Consider the following 21258-nt stretch of genomic DNA (forward strand, 5'->3'; position numbering starts at 1 on the left):
CATGAGCACCATTCCCATCGTCACCCTGAACAACGGCGTCGAGATCCCCCAGCTCGGCTTCGGGGTCTTCCAGGTTCCCGACGACGAGACCACCGCCGCCGTCGCCGCCGCGTTGGATGCCGGCTACCGCAGCATCGACACCGCCGCGATCTACGGCAACGAGACAGGCGTAGGCCGCGCCCTCGCGGACTCCGGCATCCCCCGCGAGGAGCTGTTCATCACCTCCAAGGTGTGGAACGCCGACCACGGCTACGACGCCACTCTCCGCGCCTACGACACCACCCTCGACAAGCTCGGCCTGGACGCCCTGGACCTCTACCTCATCCACTGGCCCACACCGCGCCGAGACCTCTACCTCGACACGTGGCGGGCACTCGAGCGCCTCTACGCCGACGGGCGGGTCCGTGCGATCGGCGTGTCCAACTTCCAGCCCGCCCACCTGGACCGCCTCGTCGACGCCGGCACGATCGTCCCCGCAGTCAACCAGGTCGAGCTGCACCCGGCGCTGCAGAACCGCGCCGTCATCGCCGACGACGACCGCCACGGCGTCGCCACCGAAGCATGGAGCCCCCTCGCGCAAGGCGCCGTGCTCGCCGACCCGGCCATCACCGCCATCGCCAGCGCGCGCGAGCGCACCCCCGCGCAGGTCGTGCTGCGCTGGCATCTGCAGCAGGGCCGCATCGTCATCCCCAAGTCCGTCACCCCGCATCGCATCGCCGAGAACCTCGACGTGTTCGACTTCACCCTCACCGACGACGAGCTTGCCGCTATCGACGCCCTCGACCGCGACGGCCGCACCGGCCCCCACCCCGACGAGTTCCACGGCTGATGACCAGCCCGACATCCGCGCAGGCTCGGCTTGTCGGCAGCGGCTCGGACAACGAGCGTGGGATGACGCTCGGCATCGAGCTCCCTCTGGACAACGACTTCGCCTCCGATCACGATGCAAGGCGCGGTACGGGCCGCTCGTGCCGGCGATCATGACGCTGCTGGGCAAGGCCGCGTGGTGGTGGCCCGCGGGACATCGTGGAGGATCGCCGACAGTGTTCCCGTGATATGCCCAGTCCCGACATCGACGCCCTTGGTCCAGGTCGGCCTATCGTGTCACCATGACCGCGATGAGCGAGAGGACCGTGATGAGTGAGGGCGACCCTGCCCCGCCGATCCTCATCCGCACAGAGGTCCGCCGAGACTCGCTCGCGCCGACGGCCCACGACTGCGTCACCGTCATCCTCGTCCGGACAGGCATCGCGGAACTGCTCAGCGAGTTCGGCCAGCGCACTGTGTCACCCGGCGACATCGCCCTCCTGGGCGGGAACACCCTCTATGGAGTCGAACCAGTCGGCGAGGCGACGCTCACGATCCTCCATCTCGACACCGATTACATCATCGACCAGATCTACTGGCAGAACGTCGCCGCCGTCGGCGATCGCGAGTTCGCGCAGCGGTACGCCGAGACCGTCTACACCGACCCCGCACAGATCATCCGAATCGGCTTGCCTCGGCTCGATCGACTCGCTCCCTGGCTCGACGAGCTGACGACGCTCACGGCGCCGGGCGCGACGACCGAGCGCTTCTACCGCGTGCAGGCTCTGCTGTTCGCGGTGCTGGACGTCATCATTCCCTTCGTCAAGACGAGCCCGGCCCCCGCAGTTCGCGACAGCGGGAGTACTTCGGTCCGCGATCGGTTCCGGGCGTTGCGTGCGGAAGCTGTGGCCGCACGAGGCCTCCTCGACGAGCACCCCGAGGGCGCTTGGACGCTCGCACGCCTCGCGCAGCACGTCCATCTCTCGGAGAAGCAACTCGCGCGAGTCTTCATCGACGCCTACGGCACGACGCCCTTGGCCTATCTGACGATGCTGCGCGTGCGACGCATGGCCGACCTGTTGACGCACGACGGGTGCGGCATCGCAGAGGCGGGTCGCCTGGTCGGCTGGACGAGCCGAAGCCATGCCACCGAGGCCTTCCGTCGAGCCCTCGGCGTCACACCCCAGCAGTACCGCGAACGAACCATCGCCACGGTATGACCCGAACGGGAACGAGACATATCCGACGGCCATCCGGACATCGGCGACGGCATCCGTGACTCACCGGTCAAGAACGATGCTTGGATCGCGTCGTGAAGCCCGGAGTCTTGCAGGGCGGAGATCCTCTCCGCACACGCGAGTCGCCCCGCTGACGCGATGCCATCCGCGGGCGCACCCGCGCGCAGCGACCCTGGTGGCTCCGGTTCCTCCCGAGGAGGATCACCGCGGCGGTTGCGGCCGGCCCGCGCGAACAGGTTGCCCGCGTGCGATGGCCTCCCCGACCAAGGATGGAGCTGGAGTCCGGACATGCAAGACCTATCCAAGGTGACCGTAGGGACTCCACCACCGGCTCGACGTCCCCGCGGGCTCGCGGTGTTCCTCGTGGTCGCATTCGGCGTCACCTGGGCGACGTGGTTGCCAATCCTCATCGAAGCGCAAACGACCGGGCTCGACACGATGCCGTGGACGTTCTTCCTCGCCTCCACCGGGCCTGCGTGCGGTGCGATCGCCGCGACGCTCTGGGAGAGCGGGCCACGGGGATTGGCGGCGTGGGCAAGGCACACGTTCTCGGTGCGCCTGTCATGGAGATGGTGGCTCGCCGGCATCGGAATGCCCGTTGCGTACTTCGTCATCGCCTGGGTGACCACGCTCATCGTGACAGGCTCATGGCCGGAGTCCTCCGCGTTCGGCCTCACCGACAAACTCCCCGGACTGGCATGGCCGGCGGTCGCACTCGTCTGGGTACTCACGTTCGGTCTCGGGGAAGAAACAGGATGGCGCGGCTGGCTTCTGCCGGCCCTCTCCCGGCGGATGCCGGTGTTCTGGTCGGCGCTCATTGTTGCCGGAGTATGGATCGCCTGGCACGCCCCCGCGTTCTTCTTCAACCCGACCTACATGGCGATGGGAGCCGGGATCATCGGATGGATGCTCGCACTGGTCTGCGGCTCGTACCTGCTCGCTTGGATGACCGTCGGCGCACACTGGAGCATCATCCCGGTCCTGCTCTGGCACGCAGGATTCGACCTGCTCACCGCCGCCGACCAGTCCGCCGGGATCATCGCCTCAACGATCAGCGCCATCGTGATGATCCAAGGCGTGCTCTGCGCATGGCTCCTGTGGCGCAGGCGGAACCAACCGCGATCGGCTGAACTCCCTGAGCGTTGAACGCGAGCGCTGTTGACCGACTCACTGGTCGCTCACGCCCGCAACAGTGAAGATCACGCACGGTACAGCCCTCCTCTGTCGGCGATCGAGAGCGCGCGAACAGAGCCGATACGACGAGCGGTGTTCTCGCAAGCGAAGATCGTCCACGTCATGGAGGGCCGAGCGCGCGTGGAGACAGCCTCAGGATCACACGAGTTGACCGCTGGAAGCGTGCTCGCGCTCGGCGCCGGGCAGCGGTGTCCACTGCACCCCAGACCGTTTGTCCGCGTGTGGACGCTCTATGCAGAGGAGAGCTTCCTGCGCGAGCAGATGGGCTGGCTGCTCCCAAACGCCGCGCGGGGCGAAGTCCAGGTGAAGCTCAACAAGACGCACACGAGCAAGGGTTACATTACGGGCGCTCCGAAGACTGCTCGCGCTGTGCGTACCGTGCCGATCCTGGACGAAGCCCTGTTCCGCGACCTCGGCGTGTATTTGCGGAATCACCCCCACCGCGACGACCTGGAGGCGGGCATGTGGCCGGGGAAAGTGCCGGGGCACCGGAAGATCAGCTATGACTACGCCTTCGATCCCAAGGGCTTCTACCGCTACACGTTCAAGCCCGCGTGCGACCTCGTCGGACTGTCGGGGCTGCACTTCCACGAGCTACGGCACACGTTTGCGACCCTGGCGCTCGAGAGCGGCGCTCTCGATATGCACGAGCTGTCACGAGCGATGGGCCCCGCGAGCTACGCCATCACCGACAAGGTCTACGCCCACCTGCGCCCGCGCGACTACAGCCGTCACCGTGCCGCGTTCTCGGCCCACATCGCCGCCGCGAGCACACCGCCCTCGCCCATCGTGGCGCTCGGAGGCTAGGCGGCAAAGCGTCGCTATCCTTCGGTTGTGGATGCGTCGAACATCATCAACCTCGGCCTACTATTCGTGACCGCCATTGGCGTGTTCGTGGCGATCTACCAAGCGAAAGAGGCACGCGCCGCGCGCAACGACGCGCAGGCGTCGAGCGAATCCGCCGCTGATCACGAACGCGCCGCGCTTGCTGCCGCCCAGAAGTCCGCGGACGAGGCTGGTCGCTCTCGAAGAAGCGAACGAAATCGCGCGCCAGTCGCTTCCTCGCGACCCTTGGAACCTCATTCAGCACACGAAGAACAAGTACGAGTTGAGGAATGTCAGCTCTGAGACGTTGTGGGGTGTGGGTCTGGACGAAGTGTCTGACCAGCACGACATCACGCCCTTTACAGACGTCCCTGTTCCGCAACTGCACCCAGGCGAGTCCATCTTCTTTGATTACTCGAAGTCCATGGCAAGCCCCGCGTCGACCACGATCATCGTGTCATGGGGCTTTCCGGACTCGCAGGAGCGCCAGACCTGGCGCCGCACGCTCAGCTAGCTCCACGTGCGTCGGTCATCCGACATTGACGTAGACCCTCACGATTCGCCCGTCGTGCTTCTCGGCATAGACCGGGTACATGCCGTCGCCCCATCCGGTCTGGAAAGCGACGCCTGCTCCCGCGTGCCCCTTCTGGAACGCGAGTTCGCCATAGCCGTCCCCGTTCAGCGTCGCTCGGCACGCGCCATCGTACGAATAGTGGAACAGCGTGTCCTCGACCTTCACGACCTCGCCGTCAACCGCGAACCGCTCCTGCAGCCATTCCTGATCGACATAGCAAGGGTCTGTGACCATGAGCTGGCCGCTGTCCACGGCGACCTCTCCGATGTAGGAGACCTCGATGCTCTTTGGCGGCTCCTCCACGAACGGCTCGACCTCGTCGCGCGGCTCGTCGTCATCGTCGTAGCCGTCCTCCAAGGCGAGCATTGCGCGGAAGCCCTGAGTTCGGAACAGGTCTTGCTCAAGCTGGGCCTTGTCGATCTCCAGCGTGCGAAGCGCGATCTTGTCGAACTCCTTGTCTTCCTTGAGCCGGTTGATCTCGCCATCCCTGATCTGGATGCGCTCGGCAAGGCTCTTCTCGACGACCTCGGGACTTCGCTTCTCTAGTTCCTCGGCCTTCTCACGCCAGTGGTCACGGCTCTTCTCGACGTTCTGGATGGTCGCATCCTTGACGGCGCTGGCCGCCTTGAGGTTGTCCACATAAAGCTTCCAGATGACAGCCCCGGCGATGAGCGCGCCCGCGTTGAGAAACAGTTGCACGACGGGGACGACCTCGTTGACCCACTCCGGCATGACCACTCGCTTTCTCGACGCAGACATGCTCATCCTGGCATTCGGTTCAGACATCGCGTGCCCTAAACGTGCAGCAGGGCGTTTCCGGACATGCAGAAGGCCCGGAACCTCTTGCGAGATTCCGGGCCTTTTCCGGTCGGGATGACAGGATTTGAACCTGCGACCCCTTGACCCCCAGTCAAGTGCGCTACCAAGCTGCGCCACATCCCGGACGTCGTCCGCGGGCGGACAACTCCCCTATCCTACCCGGTCGCGGAGCGACCCGCGAACCACGTTGTCGGTGTCGGAGACGCGGCGTAGCGTCGGGCCATGGCCGACATCGTGATCCGCCCCGCCTCCGCCGACCGATTCGCGGATGCCGAGCACGCGCTCACGGGCGGCGGCGACGGCAGCAGCTGCTGGTGCCAATGGTGGATGCTGCCGAACAAGGAGTTCTCGTCGACGTCGCGCGAGGAGAAGCGCGAGCTGCTGCGGGGCGACCTCGCGGCGCGACCGGCATCCGCGCTCATCGCGTACGTCGGCGACGAACCGGCCGGGTGGGTGAAGATCGCGCCGCGAACGGCGCAGCCACGCTTGCAGCGCACCCGAGCCGTCCAGGCGTCGCCCGAACCGATGGACGACGACGCCGTCTGGGCGGTCAGCTGCTTCGTCGTGCGCAAGGAGCACCGTCGACAGGGCCTCGGCGGCGCGCTGCTCGATGCGGCCGTCGCCCACGCCCGCGCGCACGGCGCCCGCATCGTCGAGGGGTACCCCGTCGACGCGCAGGCGAAGAAGGCGACATCGAACGAGCTATTCCACGGCGCGTTGTCGACCTTCCTCGACGCGGGCTTCGTCGAGGTCGCGCGACCAGGCGCGGCACGACCGATCGTCTCGCTCGAGGTCTGAGGATGCCGAAACCCACAGCCGTGCTCGGCGACATCACGACGCAGCACGTCGACGCGATCGTGAACGCCGCGAACCGCGCGATGCGCGGCGGAGGCGGGGTCGACGGGGCGATCCACCGCGCCGGCGGACCGGCCATCCTCGACGACTGCATCGCCCGCTACCCCCACGGACTCGCCACCGGCGACGCCGGCTGGACCACCGCGGGTGCACTGCCCGCGCAGTGGGTGATCCACGTCGTCGGTCCGAACCACGCGGCCGGCGAGCGCGACCGCGCCCTGCTCGTCTCGTGCTACCGACGCGCGCTGACCGTCGCCGACCGGCTGGGAGTGCGGTCGATCGCGTTCCCACTCGTGAGCGCCGGGATCTACGGCTGGCCGAAAGCCGACGCCGTCGACATCGCCGTCACGACGATCGCCGGGGCCGCCACGGCCGTCACCGAGGCGCGCGTCGTCGCGTTCGACGCGGCGACCCACGAGCTCGTCGCCGACCGCATCCGCCGCCTGTGACGGCTCCGTGACCGCGCGCATCCTACGATGGGGCGGATGCGGGCGACGGCGCCCGCACGACGCCTTCGCCCGAGGAGATCCGTGAGCAGCGACGCCGCGCCCGCCATCCGCACCCGCCGCACCCCGCGACTCTGGGGGTTCGCCGCCTTCGCAGCGGTATCCGTCGTGCACGTCGCCGCCATCGCGCTCGGCGCCGAGGCGGTCGTGTATCCGACGAAGCTGCTGCTCATGCCCGCCCTGGCCGTCGCCGTCCTCGTCGCGCGGGGACGGGGACCGTGGCGGGCGACCGAGTCGTGGTTGCTCGCCGCGATCGCCCTGTCGTGGCTCGGCGACGGTGCCGCGTTCTTCTTCCCGGGGCTGCCCGAGCTGCCGCTCATGCTGCTGTGCTTCGGCCTCGCGCACCTCGCCTACATCGTGCTGTTCGCGCGCCTGCCCGATGCACGGCGCGTCTCGCCCTGGGCGGCCGCGTACGCGCTGTGGTGGATCGCGATGCTCGCCGTGCTCTGGCCCCACCTCGGCTCGCTGCAGATCGCGGTGGCCGTGTACGGCCTGGTGCTCGGCGGCACCGCGGCGATGGCGACCCGCGGCGGCGCGGTCACCGCGCTCGGCGGTGTGTTCTTCCTGGCCTCCGACACCATCCTCGCCTTCCGCCTGTTCCTGCCGGGCGTCTCGGAAGCACTCGCCGGCCCATGGGTGATGGCGACTTACACGATCGGGCAGGGCCTGCTCGCGTGGGGCATCGTGCGCCGCACGAGATGATGGACGCATGGACTCGGTGCGCGTCGACTCGTGGCTGTGGGCGATCCGCGCCTACAAGACGCGGTCGGCCGCGACGACAGCCTGCCGCGCCGGCCACGTGCGCGTCGGCGGCGAGAAGGCGAAGGCCGCGCAGGCCGTGAAGATCGGCGACGAGCTGCGTGTGCGCATCGACGGTTTCGACCGCATCCTCGTCGTGCGCCAGCTGATCGTGAAGCGGGTCGGTGCACCCGTCGCCGCGCTCGCGTACGAGGAGCGCACCCCGCCGCGCGACCCGGCCCCGAAAGTCGCCGTCCGCGACCGCGGGATCGGACGCCCGACGAAGCGGGAGCGCCGCGACATCGACCGCCTGCGCGGACGCGACTGACCTGCCCGCCGAACGGCACTGCCCACCGCCGGATGTTCGCAACTCCGGAGATCCAAGCGTTAGGCGGCGCTCGCGGGGCGCGCAGCTACGTCAACCGCGCGATACTCCGGAGATATGAACCGCGCGGGGGCGACGCGGGTCGATGCGGTGGCGGTTCGCAACTCCGGAGATCCGGGCGCTGCCGCGCCGTCCGCGGGCGTGGAGGCGCGTCAACCCTGCGATTCTCCGGAGTTGCGAACGGCGCGACGGCGCACAGCGGCGTCGAGGAGCGCGCACACCGTCGCCGCCGCGACGTAGATCAGCAGGTCCCGCGCGTCGAAGACCGTGCCGAGCACGAGCATGAGCGGTCCGAACGCGGCGCCCCACTGCTCGGGCAGCCCGGTCAACTGAAACAGCTCGACCGCCACGCACCAGCCCGCCGCGATCGTTCCCCCCACCAGCGGCGTCACCCGCGGCGCGAGGAACACCACGAACAGGTACGCGGCGACGGCGTACAGCGCGTCACCGGCGATGTCGGATGCGGCTGAGTCCGGCATCCGCGTGACGACGAGTCCGACCACGACGGTGACCACGAGCGCCAGCGCCGCCACGAGGCGACGCCGCGTCGCGCTCACGTCAGGTCGCGCAGCCACGAGACCGGGTGCACACGGGCGCCGACGGCACTGACACGGTCGGCGAGCCCGCGGTCGCTCGTGACGACGTGCACCTCGCGGCCGGTCTCCCTCAGCCGCCCCGCCTCGGCGACGATGACGTCGTCCCCGTGCCCGTCGGCGCGCACGACCTCGAGGCCGTCCACGTCCACGGCCTCGCGTGCCGCACCCTCCAGCACGACGTGCACCTCGGGGAACCAGGTGTGCTCCGGCAGGTCGAGCGCGGATGCCGGCAGCCCGCGCTCGGCGAGCACGGCGAGCCGCTGCAGCAGACGCCCCGCGGCACCGGGGCGGTCTTTCCACCAGCCGTCGGGGGTCGATCCGACGACGTTGGCCGCGTCGACGACGAGGGCCGGGCGGGTCTGGAGCAGAGCCTGCAGCCGCGGCCAGGTCGCCTGGAACCCCGGATGCAGCGGGAACTCCGTGACGGCCTCGGCGGCCACCCAGGCCAGCTCGCGGCTCTCGGGGTCGCTGATGACGGGCTCGAACGGGTCGACGACGTCGGCGACGACGGTCGCATAGCTCCACACGCCGATGTCGAAGACGCTGATGAGACGCGGCCGCACCGATGCTCGAGGCACGCCGGCTTCCTCCGCGGACTCCCGCAGCGCACCGTCGCACGCCGACTCCCCCTGATGCCGCGCACCGCCGGGAAGCGCCCACGTGTCGCCGTGATGGCTCCAGGCGACGCGGTGCTGCAGAAGCACGCCGCGCGCGGGGTCGAGGGCGAGCAGCCCCGCCGCTCCGAAACGGCCCCAGTAGCGGGTGCCGTCGGCGGTGACGACCCACGCGTCACCGGGGTCGCGCGGCCCGTCGGGCCGGCGCGGCTCGCCAGGTGCGGGCGGCTCGATCGTCACCCCTCCACCCTGGCACACCGCGCGGATGCCGCGCCGTCGGGCCGTCACGAGGCGTCGCGTGCGCGGTGGTCACCCCCGGTCGTTGAGCGAGGAGCGCAGCGACGAGTCGAAACGCGTCTGGCCCCTCAGCCGATGGCGGTGCACGGGTTTCGATATGCGCACTGCGCGCGCTACTCAACCACCGGAGGGGGCGGCGGCACGAAGTGGTCAGGCCACTTTTGCGACACGCCACATATGGGCTTGGAGGCGCGCCGAAGCCCCACATATTGTGGTGCTCCACCCAGGCGGCATCCGATCGCCTGCTACCCCGCACAGAGCGAGAGGAACTTTCCATGCCCCGCAGCAGCGTGTCCCGCAGCGTCAGCGTCGCCGAGACGATCGACGAGTATCTCGCCCGAGCCGACTGGCGTGTGAACGCCAACGCGAACCAGGGGTACTCCCTCGGCGGCATGATCCTCAACGCCGCCGGTAAGCTCATCGCCAACTACTGGCTCGATGAGGTGTACGCCCCCGAGGCGGGCACGGCGCACCGTGACGGCGACTTCCACATCCACGACCTCGACGTATTCGCCGGGTACTGCGCCGGCTGGTCGCTGCGGATGGTTCTCGAACAGGGCTTCAACGGCGTTCCCGGAAAGATCGCGTCCGCTCCCCCGAAGCACTTCTCCAGTGCGCTCGGCCAGCTCGTCAACTTCCTCGGCACGCTGCAGAACGAATGGGCGGGCGCCCAGGCGTTCAGTTCGTTCGACACCTACCTCGCCCCGTACGTCCGCCGGGACGGGCTCACCTACGAGCAGGTGCGCCAGGCGATGCAGGAGTTCGTCTACAACCTCAACGTCCCCAGTCGTTGGGGCACGCAGACACCGTTCACGAACCTCACCTTCGACTGGGTGTGCCCCGACGACCTCGCCGAGCAGCATCCGCTCGTCGCGTACGAAGTGCAGCCGTTCACGTACGGCGAGCTGGCCGAGGAGATGGCGGTCATCAACCGCGCCTTCATCGAGGTGATGGCCGCCGGTGACGCGGACGGGCGGGCGTTCACCTTCCCGATCCCGACCTACAACATCACGAAGGACTTCGACTGGGACGGTGAGAACGTCGAGGCGCTCTTCGCGATGACGGCGAAGTACGGGCTCCCCTACTTCCAGAACTTCGTGAACTCGGACCTCGATCCGCACATGATCCGCTCCATGTGCTGCCGCCTGCAGCTCGACCTCACCGAACTGCTCAAGCGTGGCAACGGCCTGTTCGGCTCGGCGGAGCAGACCGGGTCGCTGGGTGTCGTCACGATCAACTGCGCGCGGCTCGGATTCGTCCACTCCGGCGACGAGCTGGCGGCGCTGCAGCGCCTGGACGAGCTGCTCGTCATCGCCAAGGACTCCCTCGAGGCCAAGCGCGCGGTCATCACGAAGCACTTGCACGCCGGGCTCTTCCCTTACACGCAGCGCTACCTCGGGACGATGGACAACCATTTCTCGACGATCGGCGTGAACGGTCTCAACGAGTATGTGCGCAACCTCTCGCGCGACACGTTCGACATCACCGATGAAGAGGGCGCCGCCGCGGCGGTGCGACTGCTCGACCGGGTGCGCGAGCGGATCGTGGCCTTCCAGGAGGAGACCGGCCACATGTACAACCTCGAGGCGACCCCCGCCGAGGGCACCACCTACCGGTTCGCGAAGGAGGACATCGCCCGCTTCGACGGCATCCTGCACGCCGGGACGGCGGCGAACCCCTACTACACGAACTCGTCGCAGCTGCCGGTGGGCTACACCGCCGACCCGTTCCTGGCGATGCAGCTGCAGGAGCCCCTGCAGCAGAAGTACACCGGCGGCACCGTGCTGCACCTGTACATCGGCGAGGCGATGCCGTCGGCACGCGCGTGCCGCGACCTCGTGCGCCGCTCGCTCGAGCGCTTCCGCCTGCCGTACCTGACCGTGACCCCGACGTTCTCGATCTGCCCGCAGCACGGTTACGTATCGGGCCACCACGAGCTGTGCCCCACGTGCGATGCGGTCTGCGAGGTGTGGACCCGCGTGATGGGATACTTCCGGCCCGTGAGCTCGTTCAACATCGGCAAGAAGGGCGAAGCTGAGGAGCGTCTCTACTTCGACGCGGGAAGGGACACGTCATGGAGCACGAGCCTCACGAGCTGAGGATCGCGGGGGTCACCGCGTTCTCGACGGTCGACTGGCCGGGGATGATGGCGGCGACGCTGTTCCTGCAGGGCTGCCCGTGGGACTGCTTCTACTGCCACAACCCCGCCCTCATCGACCCGCGCACGGCGGGCGTCTACAGCTGGGCCGATGTCACCGATCTGCTGTGCGACCGCATCGGCCTGCTGGATGCCGTCGTCTTCTCGGGCGGCGAGCCCACGATGCAGCGGGGCCTCATCCCGGCGATGAAGATGGTGCGCGCGCTCGGCTTCGAGGTGGGGCTGCACACGGCGGGCACGTATCCGAGCCTGCTCGCGAAGGTGCTGCCGTTCGTGGACTGGGTGGGCCTGGACATCAAGTCGACCCGGGAGGAGTACACCGGCGTCACCGGCCGCGCCCGCAGCGGCGAGAACGCGTGGCGCTCGCTCGAGCTCGTGCTCGCCCACAACATGCTGCGCGCCGGCACGAAGCGTCCGCTCGACTACGAGGTGCGCACGACGGTGCATCCCGCAGCTTTCGACGATGCGTCGCTGCGGGACCTCGGCTGCCGACTCGCGGATGCCGGAGTCGAGACGTGGGCGGTGCAGCGCTTCCGCGATACGGGCACCCGTTCGCCCCTGCCGCGCGTGACGGCGGAGGCGGTGGACGCGGCGCCCCTGCACCTCGACGAGCTGCCGGCGGAGCTGTTCGCCCACTTCAGCATCCGCTGAGCGGGCGTTTCGACTCGTCGCTGCGCTCATCGCTCAACGACCGGGGGCGGGACGCAGGCCCCGCGTTTCGACTCGTCGCTGCGCTCCTCGCTCAACGACCGTTAAGGGACGGTCGTTGAGCGAGCGCAGCGAGTCGAAACGCGTCGGATCAGCGCTGGCGGCGCTCCCGCACCCGCATGTTCGTGACGATCGGCGTGCCCTCGAATCCGAACAGCTCGCGCAGACGCCGCTGGATGAACCGGCGGTAGCCCGGGTCGAGGAAGCCGGTCGTGAACAGCACGAACGTCGGCGGCCGGGTCGAGGCCTGCGTGCCGAACAGGATGCGGGGCTGCTTGCCGCCGCGCAGCGGATGCGGGTGCTCGGCGACGAGCTCGGCGAGGAACGCGTTGAACTTGCCGGTGGGGATGCGCTGATCCCACGACTCCAGCGCGGTCTCCAGCGCCGGGACGAGCTTGTCGAGGTGACGGCCGGTGCGCGCCGAGATGTTCACGCGCGGCGCCCACTGCACGTGCGCGAGATCCTGCTCGATCTCCCGCTCGAGGTAGCGGCGGCGGTCGGCGTTCTCCATGTCGTCGTCGTTCAGACGGTCCCACTTGTTGAACGCCAGCACGAGCGCGCGCCCCGATTCGAGCACGAGGTCGATGATGTTGAGGTCCTGCACGCTGATCGACTGCGACACGTCGAGCACGACGACGGCGACCTCCGCCTTCTCGAGCGCCGCGGAGGTGCGCAGCGACGCGTAGAAGTCGGCGCCCTGCTGCAGGTGCACGCGACGGCGGATGCCGGCGGTGTCGACGAACCGCCACAGCTTGCCGCCGAGTTCGACGAGCTCGTCGACGGGGTCGCGGGTGGTGCCGGCGAGCTCGTTGACGACGACGCGCTCCTCGCCGGCGGCCTTGTTCAGCAGCGACGACTTGCCGACGTTCGGGCGCCCCAGGATCGCGACGCGGCGGGGCCCGCCGATCTCATTCTTGGCGACGGCCGAGATCTGCGGCAGCACCTTCATGAGCTCGTCGAGCAGGTCCGCGACGCCGCGTCCGTGGATCGCCGAGACGGGATGCGGCTCACCGAGGCCGAGGTTCCACAGCGCTGCGGCCTCCGGCTCCTGCCGGGTGTCGTCGATCTTGTTGGCGACGAGGAAGACCGGCTTGTCGGTCTTGCGCAGCAGCCGCACGACGGCCTCGTCGGTCGCCGTGGCGCCGACCATCGCGTCGACGACGAACAGCACGACGTCGCACAGTTCGATGGCGACCTCGGCCTGCGCCGCCACGGAGCGGTCGATGCCCTTGGCGTCGGGCTCCCAGCCGCCGGTGTCGACGAGCGTGAACTTGCGGTCCATCCACTCGGCCTTATAGGTGACGCGGTCGCGGGTGACGCCGGGGGTGTCCTCGACGACGGCCTCGCGACGTCCGAGGATGCGGTTCACCAGCGCCGACTTGCCCACGTTCGGGCGGCCGACGATCGCGACGACCGGCAGCGCCGGCAGGATCTCGATGCCGTCCTCGCCGGACGCGAGCCCTTCGAGCAGCCCCTCGTCTTCGTCGTCGAGCTCGTAGTCGCTCAGCGAGGCGCGCAGCGCGGCGGCGCGCTGGTCGGCCAGTTCCTCGTCGAGGTTCGCGAGCTTCTCCTCGAGCTGGTCGGGCCCGCCCTCGTATTCGTCTTCAGCGGCCATCGGTCTCTCCCGTTCCGGTGCGGATGACGTCGAGGACGGCATCCACGGTCTGTGCGAAGTCACGTTCCGTCGAGTCGACGACCACGACGCCGGGGGCGGCGGTGAGGAAGTCGACCACCTGCGCGTCGCTGGCGTCGCGCCGGTGCAGGGCTGCGGCGACGGTAGCGGCGTCCTGGGTCGTCACCTCGGCGCTGCGGCGCGCGGCGCGCACCTCGGGCGCCGCGGTGAGCAGGATCCGCACCGGCGCGTCGGGGGCGACGACGGTCGTGATGTCGCGCCCCTCGATGACCACCCCGTCGCGGTCGGATGCGGCCGCGAGCTGCCGGAAGAGGTCGGTCAGCAGTGCCCGCACCTCGGGGACGCGGGCGACGGCGCTCACTGCGCCGGCGACGCGGGGCTCGCGGATCGCGGTGGTCACGTCGGTCTGCCCCACCCGCACCCAGTGGTCGTCGGGGTCGAGCGAGATGGCGTAGTCGAAGTCGTCGGCGGCCACGAGCACGGCGGCCGTGTCGGCGGTGTCGGCGCCGCGGTCGAGCACGTGCCAGGCGAGGGCGCGGTACGCGGCCCCGGTGTCGAGGTAACCGAAGTCGAGCGTGCGAGCGACCTGCTTCGAGACACTGGACTTGCCGCTTCCGGCGGGGCCGTCGACGGCGACGATGAGGGTGTCAGTCAAGGGACGTGCTCGCAATCTTCCAGCCGCGCGCTTCGAGCCCGTCGACGGCGCGACGCAGCACGCCCGGGACGAGACCGATCTCGGCGAGGCCGAACTGGGCGCCGGGCGAGTGCTCCAGGCGCAGGTCTTCGACGTTGACCTCGAGCTCGCCCAGGTCGCCGAACAGGCGCCCCAGCTGACCCGGGGTGTCGTCGACCATGACGACCATCTGCTCGAACCGGCGCTTCTGGCCGTGCTTGCCCGGCAGGCGCTCGACGCCGTCGTTGCCGCGGCGGATGGTGTCGGCGACGGCGCGACGGGCGCCGGGGCCGTCGGGGGCGCGGAGGGCCTCGGCGACGCCGGCCAGGTCGGCCGCCAGCGCGTCGAGCACGTCGACGACGGGAGCGGCGTTGGCCCCGAGGATCTGCACCCACAGTTCGGGGGCGGAGTGGGCGATGCGGGTCGTGTCGCGCACGCCCTGCCCGGCGAGGTTCATCGCCTCGTCGGGTGCGTCGACGAACCGGCCCGCGAGCAGCGAGGCGACCAGCTGCGGCACGTGAGACATGAGCGCCACCGCGCGGTCGTGCTCTTCGGGGGTCATCTCCAGCAGCGTCGCACCGAGGTCGAGGGCGAGACCCTCGACGAGCGCCAGGTCGGATGCCGGCGTCTCCTCGTCACGGCAGACCACCCAGGGCCGGCCGATGAACAGGTCGGCGCGCGCAGCGATCGCTCCGCCGCGCTCGCGTCCGGCCATCGGGTGCGAGCCGATGTAGTGCGTGAGGTCGATGCCCCGTTCGCGCAGCGTGTGCAGCGGGTCGAGCTTGACGCTCGCGACGTCGGTGACGACGGCCCCCGGGAACGCGGCGAGCTCCCGCTCGACGACGTCGGCGACGACATCCGGGGGCACGGCGACCACGATCAGCGCGGGCCGGTCGTCGTCGCGGGCGGCCCGGCCGGCGCCGTAGTCGATCGCGAGCCGCAGCTGCGCGGGCGACGCGTCGGCGAGCGCGACGTCTACGCCGAGCCCCTGCAGGGCGTGCCCGATGCTCGATCCCAGCAGGCCCGCACCGACGACGCGCACGAGTCCCGCGGTGCGCGCGGCGAGACGTGCGGGGGCACGGTGCGGATCGGTCACGGGGATCTCCGGTGGGAAGCGGTCAGGCGCTGTCGTCGGAGGACGGCGCGGCACGGCGCGAGAGAGTGAGCAGGGCGCCACGTTCCACTTTAGTCAACTCCCGCGCCTTCCCCGCTGGGAGGGTGCCCAGGTGCAGCGGGCCGAACTGACGTCGCACGAGCTCGACGACGGGATGCCCGGTCGCGGCCATCATGCGCCGCACGATGCGGTTGCGACCGGAGTGCAGCGTGAGTTCGACGAGGCTCGTGCCGCCGGACTGGTCGAGGAGGCGTGCCTTGTCCGCGGCGATCGGACCGTCTTCGAGCTCGATCCCCGTCGTGAGCTTCGCGATCGTCTGCGGTGTGACGCGCCCGTCGACCTTCGCGATGTAGACCTTCGTCACGCCGAACGACGGGTGGGCGAGCACGTGGGCGAGCTCGCCGTCGTTGGTGAGCACGAGCAGCCCCGACGTCTCGGCATCCAGTCGCCCGACGTTGTAGAGCCGCTCCGGCCACTCCTGGGTGAAGCGGCGCAGATCGGGGCGTCCCTTCTCGTCCTTCATCGACGAGACGACACCCGTCGGCTTGTTGAGCATGACGTAGCGTTTGCCGGCGTCCAGCTGCACGGCGACACCGTCGACGTCGACGAGGTCGTTCTCGGGGTCGATGCGGGAGCCGAGCTCGGTGACGACGGCGCCGTTCACGCGTACACGCCCCTCGACGATGAGCTGCTCGCACACGCGGCGCGAGGCGACGCCCGCGTTCGCGAGCACCTTCTGCAGTCGGACGCCTTCGGGCTGGTCGGTCATCGGAGGGTCTCGCTCTCGAATCCGTCGGCGCCGTCGTCGAGCAGCGGCGAGATGTGCGGCAGCTCGTCGAGCGAGTTGATGCCGAGGTTCACCAGCAGCGCGTCGGTCGTGCCGTAGTTGATGGCCCCCGTGTCGGGGTCGGTGTACAGCTCGGTGATGAGTCCGCGCGCGACGAGGGTGCGCACGACCGAGTCCACGTTGACGGCGCGGATGGATGCCACCTGGCTGCGCGTCACGGGCTGCTTGTAGGCGATGACGGCCAGCGTCTCGAGAGCGGCCTGCGAGAGGCGGGTCGGCGCCTGCGCGTTCACGAACTCGCTCACCAGGTCATCGTGCTCCTCCCGCACGTAGAACCGCCAGCCGCCGCCCACTTCGCGCAGCTCGAAGCCGCGGCGCGGACCGCCGGTCTCGCCGTCGTAGTCGGCGACGAGGCCCTCGACGGCCTGTCGCACCGCCGGCACGGGCGAGCCGACAGCGGTCGCGAGGGCGACGAGGCTCTGCGGCTCGTCGACGACGAGCAGGATCGCCTCGAGGCGGCGCGCGACGTCGGCCCCGTCCTGCGAGCGCGCCGGCGACCCGGCGTCGTGCGCGCCGTCGGCGGCGTCCGCACCATCCGTCGTGGTGTCGGCGGGGTCATCGGTCATAGTCGGCTCCCAGGGTGGCGAGGTTCTCTTCCGACCACCGTTCGGCGGTCCAGCGCAGGGTCAGCTCGCCGAGCGGCTCGACCTGCTCGAACGAGAGGGCCGCGTGGCGGTACAGCTCGAGCACGGCGAGGAAGCGTGCGACCACCACCCCGGTCTGGTCGACGCCGGCGATGAGGTCGCGGAAGTTCAGGGTCTGCGCGCTGCGCAGCAGGGTGACGACGACGGCGGCCTGCTCGCGGATCGACACGAGCGGGGCGTGCAGGTGGTCGAGTCCGACGTGCGGGATGTCCTTCGGGGTGAAGGCGAGCACGGCGATCGCGGCGAAGTCGGCGGCGCTGAGGGTCCACACGAGCTCGGGTGCGGCGCGGCGGTACTTCTCGTCGAGGCGCACGGCCCGCACGTGCCGCCGCTCCTCCCGCTGCAGGCATCGGGCGAACCAGGCCGACACCTCTTTGAACGCGCGGTACTGCAGCAGGCGGGCGAAGAGCAGGTCACGGGCTTCGAGCAGGGCCACCGACTCGGCGTCGACGAGCTCGCCCTGCGGCAGCAGCCCCGCGACCTTCATGTCGAGCAGGGTCGCGGCGACGACGAGGAACTCGGAGGCCTGCTCCAGCTCCTCCTCGGCCTCGAGGCCCTTGAGGTAGGAGATGAACTCGTCGGTGATGCGGCTGAGGGAGACCTCGGTGATGTCGAGCTCGTGTTTGGAGAGCAGGTTCAGCAGCAGGTCGAAGGGCCCGTCGAACCCGGTGATCGAGACGCGGAAGCCCGGTTCGTCGGTGGCGGCGGGCTCAGGCGACGGCGCCACGGGCGACCAGTTCCCGCGCCAGTCGCAGGTAGGCCTGGGCGGCCGCGTGCTCGGGCGCGAACTTCGTGATCGGCACCCCCGAGACGGAGGCGTCCGGGAACTTCACGGTGCGGCCGATGACCGTCTCGAGCACGTCGTCGCCGAAGGCCTCGACGACCCGCTCGAGAACCTCGCGCGAGTGGAGGGTGCGCGGGTCGTACATCGTGGCGAGCACGCCGTCGAGCGTGATGGAGGGGTTCAACCGGTCGCGCACCTTGTCGATCGTCTCGATGAGCAGGGCGACGCCGCGCAGGGCGAAGAACTCGCACTCGAGCGGGATGAGCACGCCGTGGCTCGCCGTCAGCGCGTTGACCGTGAGCAGGCCCAGCGACGGCTGGCAGTCGATGAGGATGACGTCGTACTCGCCGGAGACCTTGCGCAGCACGCGCGCGAGGATCGTCTCCCGCGCGACCTCGTTGACGAGGTGCACCTCGGCCGCAGACAGGTCGATGTTCGCGGGGATGACGTCCAGGCCTTCGACGGAGGTCGGCACGATCACCTCGTGCGGGTCGCGCTTGGTGTCCAGCAGCAGGTCGTAGATCGTGGGGATGTCGTGCGTCGGGATGCCGAGCCCGGCCGACAGGGCGCCCTGCGGGTCGAAGTCCACCGCCAGCACGCGACGCCCGTACTGCGCGAGCGAGGCGGCGAGGTTGATGGTCGTGGTCGTCTTGCCGACCCCGCCCTTCTGGTTGCACAGGGCGATGATGCGGGCCGGACCGTGACTGTCGAGCTTCGGGGGCGTCGGGAATCCCTGATAGGGACGACCGGTCGGGCCCATCGGGGTCTCCGAGGAGATTTTCGTCCCTCGCGCCTTGTCCGCCACCGACACTCCTTGCTCCTGCGTACCGCACCGCTCACTCGCAGTGCACCCGATTCTCGCACAGCACCGGCATCCGACCGGCGAGGCGTCCGGGGCGTCTCCGGATCGGGGCACGCCCGCCGCGCCGTCAGCGGATGCCGCGCAGCCCGTCGACGTCGACGAGGCCCGAGTGCAGGCGCCCGCCGGTGATGAGCGACGGGATCGCGACCGTCTTGATGTCGTCCTCGACGATGCTCCGGATCCGCTGCAGCTCGTCGCGGACGGCGTCGGAGTCGGTGGCGGCGGCGATCTGCGCGATCTCATCGGCGGTGTAGCCGGCATCCACGAGCCAGTCCTGCAGCTGCCCGCGCGCGTCGCCGGATGCGGCGGCGTTCATCCAGTCCTGCCAGAGCGTGCCGTCGGCGTTCTCGCCCGTGAACAGCTGCTCGAGGATGTACCAGTCCCCCGTCTCGCCGGCGCTGCCTCCGCGCGCGGCTTCGAACTGGCGGACGGCGATGAGGTACGACGCCACGAGCGGCGAGTTCGCGAAGCGGGGCCCGAGGTCGGACGTGATCGGGTACGGCAGGTAGGTCACGTTGTGCGCGTCGTCGAACCCGGCCTCGGCCATGTTCCGGAACAGCTGCCCGCAGAACCGGCAACCGGGGTCGAGCACCTCGAGCGCCGTCGGCCGTCCCGCCGTGTAGCCGCCGAGGTAGGTGGCGTCGGCCGGGGCGTACTCGGCGGCGTCCCAGTCCTTCATCCGGCTCGGAATCGCCGAGATGGTGTCGCCGAGCGAGGTGAACTCGTCGCGGAACGCGCCCACGACGTCGCCCTCCCCGATCGACGCCCAGAATCCGGGCGGTCCCGCGTCGATCGAGCACATCTGCGCCGCGAGGGAGCACGACTGGCCGTCCTGCTTGTCGCACGTGCCGTAGACGTACAGGTTCAGGCCGCTCTTGCCGACGATGTACAGGCTCACGACGAACGAGAGCACCATCAGCCAGGCGAGCACTTCGATGGCGATGGATGCCGGCTTCACCAGTCGCGGCGCGCGCACCGCGAGCGGGGCGAGCAGCGAGTTCTTCACGTCGTCGCGGAACGTCGTGTCGCACGCACGGAAGGTCACCCGGCGCACGACGCACGACCACGCCTTGCCGAGGAGCTTCCGATACTTCGCCGAGACGGCCGAGAGCACGAGGATGACGACGAACGCGACGATGCAGAGCACTACAGCCCTCTCAGCAGCCGGCCGGTCACCGACAGCGCCATCTCGATGTCGGCGGGAGTGTTGTGGGCGCCGAGACTGAAGCGCACGAGCGGCGGCAGGCTGCGGCGCTCGGCGAGCCAGTGGTGCGCGCAGAAGTGGCCGCTGCGCACCATGACGCCCGCTTGCGACAGGAACACGGCCAGCCGGTGGGCGTCGACGCGCGTCGGCTCCAGCGACAGTACCGGGGTGGGAGTGGTGCCGAGGATCCGGACGTGCGGCAGCGCGGCGAGGCCGTCGTGCAGGATGCCGGCGAGCTCGTGCTCGGCGGCCTCGATGCGCGCGTGGCGTGCGGTGAACCACTCCAGCGCCGCCCCGAACGCGATGATCTCGCCCCACGGCTGCAGCCCGGGCTCGAGGCGGGTGTGCAGTTCGCCCCGCAGCGTGAAGCCGTCGGCGGTGACCTCGCTCACCTGGCCGCCGCCGACGAACGAGATGTCGAGGGAGGCGAGCAGTTCCTCGGTGGCGACGACGACCCCCAGCGCGGGACCGTACATCTTGTGCGCCGAGAAGCAGATGGCGTCGGCGCGCAGCCCCCGCAGCTGCGAGAGCGCGTGGGGCGCCGCCTGGGCGGCATCCAGGATCACCATGCCGCCGCGGCGGTGCGTGCGCTCGATCAGCTCGTCGAGGCCGGAGGTGAGGGTGCCGGTCACGTTGTCCATGGCGGACACGACGACGAGGCAGCTGTCGAGCCCGTCGCCGGGCGCCGGCACCCTCCCCTCCGGGGTTCGATCGACGACGACGCGCGGCACGCCGAGTCGGGCGGCCGCGGTCATCGTCGACAAGAACACGGCGTTGTGTTCGGTCTGGGTGGTGACGATCCGGTCGAATCGTCCCCTCGGGATCTGCTGCAGCAGCAGGTTGAGCGCATAGGTCGTGTTGAGCGTGAACGAGCAGCGGTAGGAGCGACGCGGAAGGTCGAGCGCGCGCAGCACCGCGACGCGGGTGCGCTCGACCTCGGCGTCGACGCGGCGCCCCCACGCGTAGCGGGCGCGATCGCCACAGGCGTTGTACTGCGTGAAGTACTGGGTCATCGCGTCGATGACCGGCTGCGGCCGCACGGTCTGGCACGCGGAGTCGAGGTAGACCTCGCCAGAGTTCAGGTAGGCGAAGTCGGCGTCGCGCGTGCCCGCGGGCGCCGCGGACGACTGCGCCGGCCGAGGGCGCAGCCGCTGTGCCACTCGGGTGATCCCCACCCGTTCAT

The 21258-nt window shown here is 69.7% G+C and carries 23 protein-coding genes and 1 tRNA gene; 11 read left to right on the forward strand and 13 right to left on the reverse strand.

What is annotated here, in order from left to right; all coding sequences use genetic code 11:
* Position 1: 1 nt before the first annotated feature.
* The 5 genes from C7474_RS09310 (at position 2) to C7474_RS14910 (ending at position 4367) form a co-directional block, all read left to right on the forward strand.
* Positions 2 to 829: an aldo/keto reductase gene (locus C7474_RS09310; RefSeq protein WP_121059180.1), complete on the forward strand. Its 828-nt coding sequence runs from the start codon at positions 2 to 4 to the stop codon at positions 827 to 829.
* A 280-nt stretch (positions 830 to 1109) separates the two neighbouring features.
* Complete coding sequence (locus C7474_RS09315) at positions 1110 to 2027, forward strand: helix-turn-helix domain-containing protein (RefSeq protein ID WP_241965174.1); 918 nt, start codon at positions 1110 to 1112, stop codon at positions 2025 to 2027.
* A gap of 306 nt (positions 2028 to 2333) precedes the next feature.
* Positions 2334 to 3191, forward strand: a complete 858-nt coding sequence (locus C7474_RS09320) for a CPBP family intramembrane glutamic endopeptidase (RefSeq protein ID WP_121059182.1) — start codon at positions 2334 to 2336, stop codon at positions 3189 to 3191.
* 195 nt (positions 3192 to 3386) lie between these two features.
* Positions 3387 to 4046: a tyrosine-type recombinase/integrase gene (locus C7474_RS09325; protein WP_158597321.1), complete on the forward strand. Its 660-nt coding sequence runs from the start codon at positions 3387 to 3389 to the stop codon at positions 4044 to 4046.
* 27 nt (positions 4047 to 4073) lie between these two features.
* Complete coding sequence (locus tag C7474_RS14910; RefSeq protein WP_147436696.1) at positions 4074 to 4367, forward strand: hypothetical protein; 294 nt, start codon at positions 4074 to 4076, stop codon at positions 4365 to 4367.
* A 226-nt stretch (positions 4368 to 4593) separates the two neighbouring features.
* Here C7474_RS14910 and C7474_RS09335 read toward each other — a convergent pair whose 3' ends face one another.
* Together C7474_RS09335 and C7474_RS09340 are read right to left on the reverse strand one after the other, a co-directional pair.
* Entirely contained in the window at positions 4594 to 5370 is a 777-nt protein-coding gene (locus C7474_RS09335) for a DUF4241 domain-containing protein (RefSeq protein WP_158597322.1), read from the reverse strand.
* Positions 5371 to 5506: 136 nt separating this feature from the next.
* A tRNA-Pro gene (locus C7474_RS09340) sits at positions 5507 to 5580 on the reverse strand.
* 99 nt (positions 5581 to 5679) lie between these two features.
* Here C7474_RS09340 and C7474_RS09345 point away from each other — a divergent pair.
* The 4 genes from C7474_RS09345 to C7474_RS09360 all read left to right on the forward strand — a co-directional run bounded on the left by C7474_RS09345 (position 5680) and on the right by C7474_RS09360 (position 7884).
* Positions 5680 to 6255, forward strand: a complete 576-nt coding sequence (locus tag C7474_RS09345; protein ID WP_121059191.1) for a GNAT family N-acetyltransferase — start codon at positions 5680 to 5682, stop codon at positions 6253 to 6255.
* Between the two features lie 2 nt (positions 6256 to 6257).
* Positions 6258 to 6761, forward strand: a complete 504-nt coding sequence (locus tag C7474_RS09350; protein WP_121059193.1) for an O-acetyl-ADP-ribose deacetylase — start codon at positions 6258 to 6260, stop codon at positions 6759 to 6761.
* An 81-nt stretch (positions 6762 to 6842) separates the two neighbouring features.
* Entirely contained in the window at positions 6843 to 7520 is a 678-nt protein-coding gene (locus C7474_RS09355) for a lysoplasmalogenase (protein WP_241965175.1), read from the forward strand.
* A gap of 7 nt (positions 7521 to 7527) precedes the next feature.
* Positions 7528 to 7884: an RNA-binding S4 domain-containing protein gene (locus C7474_RS09360; protein WP_121059198.1), complete on the forward strand. Its 357-nt coding sequence runs from the start codon at positions 7528 to 7530 to the stop codon at positions 7882 to 7884.
* A gap of 209 nt (positions 7885 to 8093) precedes the next feature.
* Here the strand turns inward: C7474_RS09360 and C7474_RS09365 are convergent, their stop codons facing one another.
* Both C7474_RS09365 and C7474_RS09370 read right to left on the reverse strand, forming a co-directional pair.
* Positions 8094 to 8498 carry a ribosomal maturation YjgA family protein gene (locus C7474_RS09365; RefSeq protein ID WP_241965176.1) on the reverse strand — a complete coding sequence of 135 codons (405 nt, stop codon included), beginning with the start codon at positions 8496 to 8498 and terminating at the stop codon, positions 8094 to 8096.
* A complete protein-coding gene (locus C7474_RS09370) occupies positions 8495 to 9391 on the reverse strand; it encodes an NUDIX domain-containing protein (protein ID WP_121059200.1) in 897 nt (298 codons plus the stop codon). Before C7474_RS09370 ends, C7474_RS09365 begins: the two co-directional genes overlap by 4 nt.
* Before the next feature lie 299 nt (positions 9392 to 9690).
* Here C7474_RS09370 and C7474_RS09375 point away from each other — a divergent pair, with 299 nt between their 5' ends.
* Positions 9691 to 11547, forward strand: coding sequence for a ribonucleoside triphosphate reductase (locus tag C7474_RS09375; protein WP_277870596.1), 1857 nt, complete (start codon positions 9691 to 9693; stop codon positions 11545 to 11547).
* Entirely contained in the window at positions 11523 to 12257 is a 735-nt protein-coding gene (locus C7474_RS09380; RefSeq protein WP_121059204.1) for an anaerobic ribonucleoside-triphosphate reductase activating protein, read from the forward strand. Before C7474_RS09375 ends, C7474_RS09380 begins: the two co-directional genes overlap by 25 nt.
* Positions 12258 to 12405: 148 nt before the next feature.
* Here C7474_RS09380 and der read toward each other — a convergent pair whose 3' ends face one another.
* The 9 genes from der to C7474_RS09425 all read right to left on the reverse strand — a co-directional run bounded on the left by der (position 12406) and on the right by C7474_RS09425 (position 21250).
* Positions 12406 to 13929, reverse strand: coding sequence for a ribosome biogenesis GTPase Der (gene der / locus C7474_RS09385; protein WP_121059206.1), 1524 nt, complete (start codon positions 13927 to 13929; stop codon positions 12406 to 12408).
* A complete protein-coding gene (gene cmk, locus C7474_RS09390) occupies positions 13919 to 14602 on the reverse strand; it encodes a (d)CMP kinase (RefSeq protein ID WP_121059208.1) in 684 nt (227 codons plus the stop codon). The genes der and cmk overlap by 11 nt, the downstream gene beginning before the upstream one ends.
* On the reverse strand, positions 14595 to 15716 hold the full coding sequence (locus C7474_RS09395; protein ID WP_121059210.1) for a prephenate dehydrogenase: 1122 nt from the start codon (positions 15714 to 15716) through the stop codon (positions 14595 to 14597). Before C7474_RS09395 ends, cmk begins: the two co-directional genes overlap by 8 nt.
* A 22-nt stretch (positions 15717 to 15738) precedes the next feature.
* Positions 15739 to 16503, reverse strand: a complete 765-nt coding sequence (locus C7474_RS09400; RefSeq protein WP_121059212.1) for a pseudouridine synthase — start codon at positions 16501 to 16503, stop codon at positions 15739 to 15741.
* Positions 16500 to 17147, reverse strand: coding sequence for an SMC-Scp complex subunit ScpB (gene scpB, locus C7474_RS09405; protein ID WP_121059214.1), 648 nt, complete (start codon positions 17145 to 17147; stop codon positions 16500 to 16502). Before scpB ends, C7474_RS09400 begins: the two co-directional genes overlap by 4 nt.
* Positions 17137 to 17952, reverse strand: coding sequence for a segregation and condensation protein A (locus C7474_RS09410; RefSeq protein ID WP_121059216.1), 816 nt, complete (start codon positions 17950 to 17952; stop codon positions 17137 to 17139). The genes scpB and C7474_RS09410 overlap by 11 nt, the downstream gene beginning before the upstream one ends.
* Positions 17936 to 18769 (reverse strand): ParA family protein, encoded by an 834-nt coding sequence (locus tag C7474_RS09415; protein WP_121059218.1) that lies wholly within the window; start codon positions 18767 to 18769, stop codon positions 17936 to 17938. Before C7474_RS09415 ends, C7474_RS09410 begins: the two co-directional genes overlap by 17 nt.
* Before the next feature lie 169 nt (positions 18770 to 18938).
* Positions 18939 to 20018 (reverse strand): DsbA family protein, encoded by a 1080-nt coding sequence (locus C7474_RS09420; RefSeq protein ID WP_121059219.1) that lies wholly within the window; start codon positions 20016 to 20018, stop codon positions 18939 to 18941.
* Positions 20018 to 21250 (reverse strand): aminotransferase class V-fold PLP-dependent enzyme, encoded by a 1233-nt coding sequence (locus C7474_RS09425; RefSeq protein WP_121059221.1) that lies wholly within the window; start codon positions 21248 to 21250, stop codon positions 20018 to 20020. Before C7474_RS09425 ends, C7474_RS09420 begins: the two co-directional genes overlap by 1 nt.
* Positions 21251 to 21258: the final 8 nt, after the last annotated feature.

The sequence above is a fragment of the Microbacterium telephonicum genome, assembly GCF_003651225.1.
GTDB classification, from domain to species: domain Bacteria; phylum Actinomycetota; class Actinomycetes; order Actinomycetales; family Microbacteriaceae; genus Microbacterium; species Microbacterium telephonicum.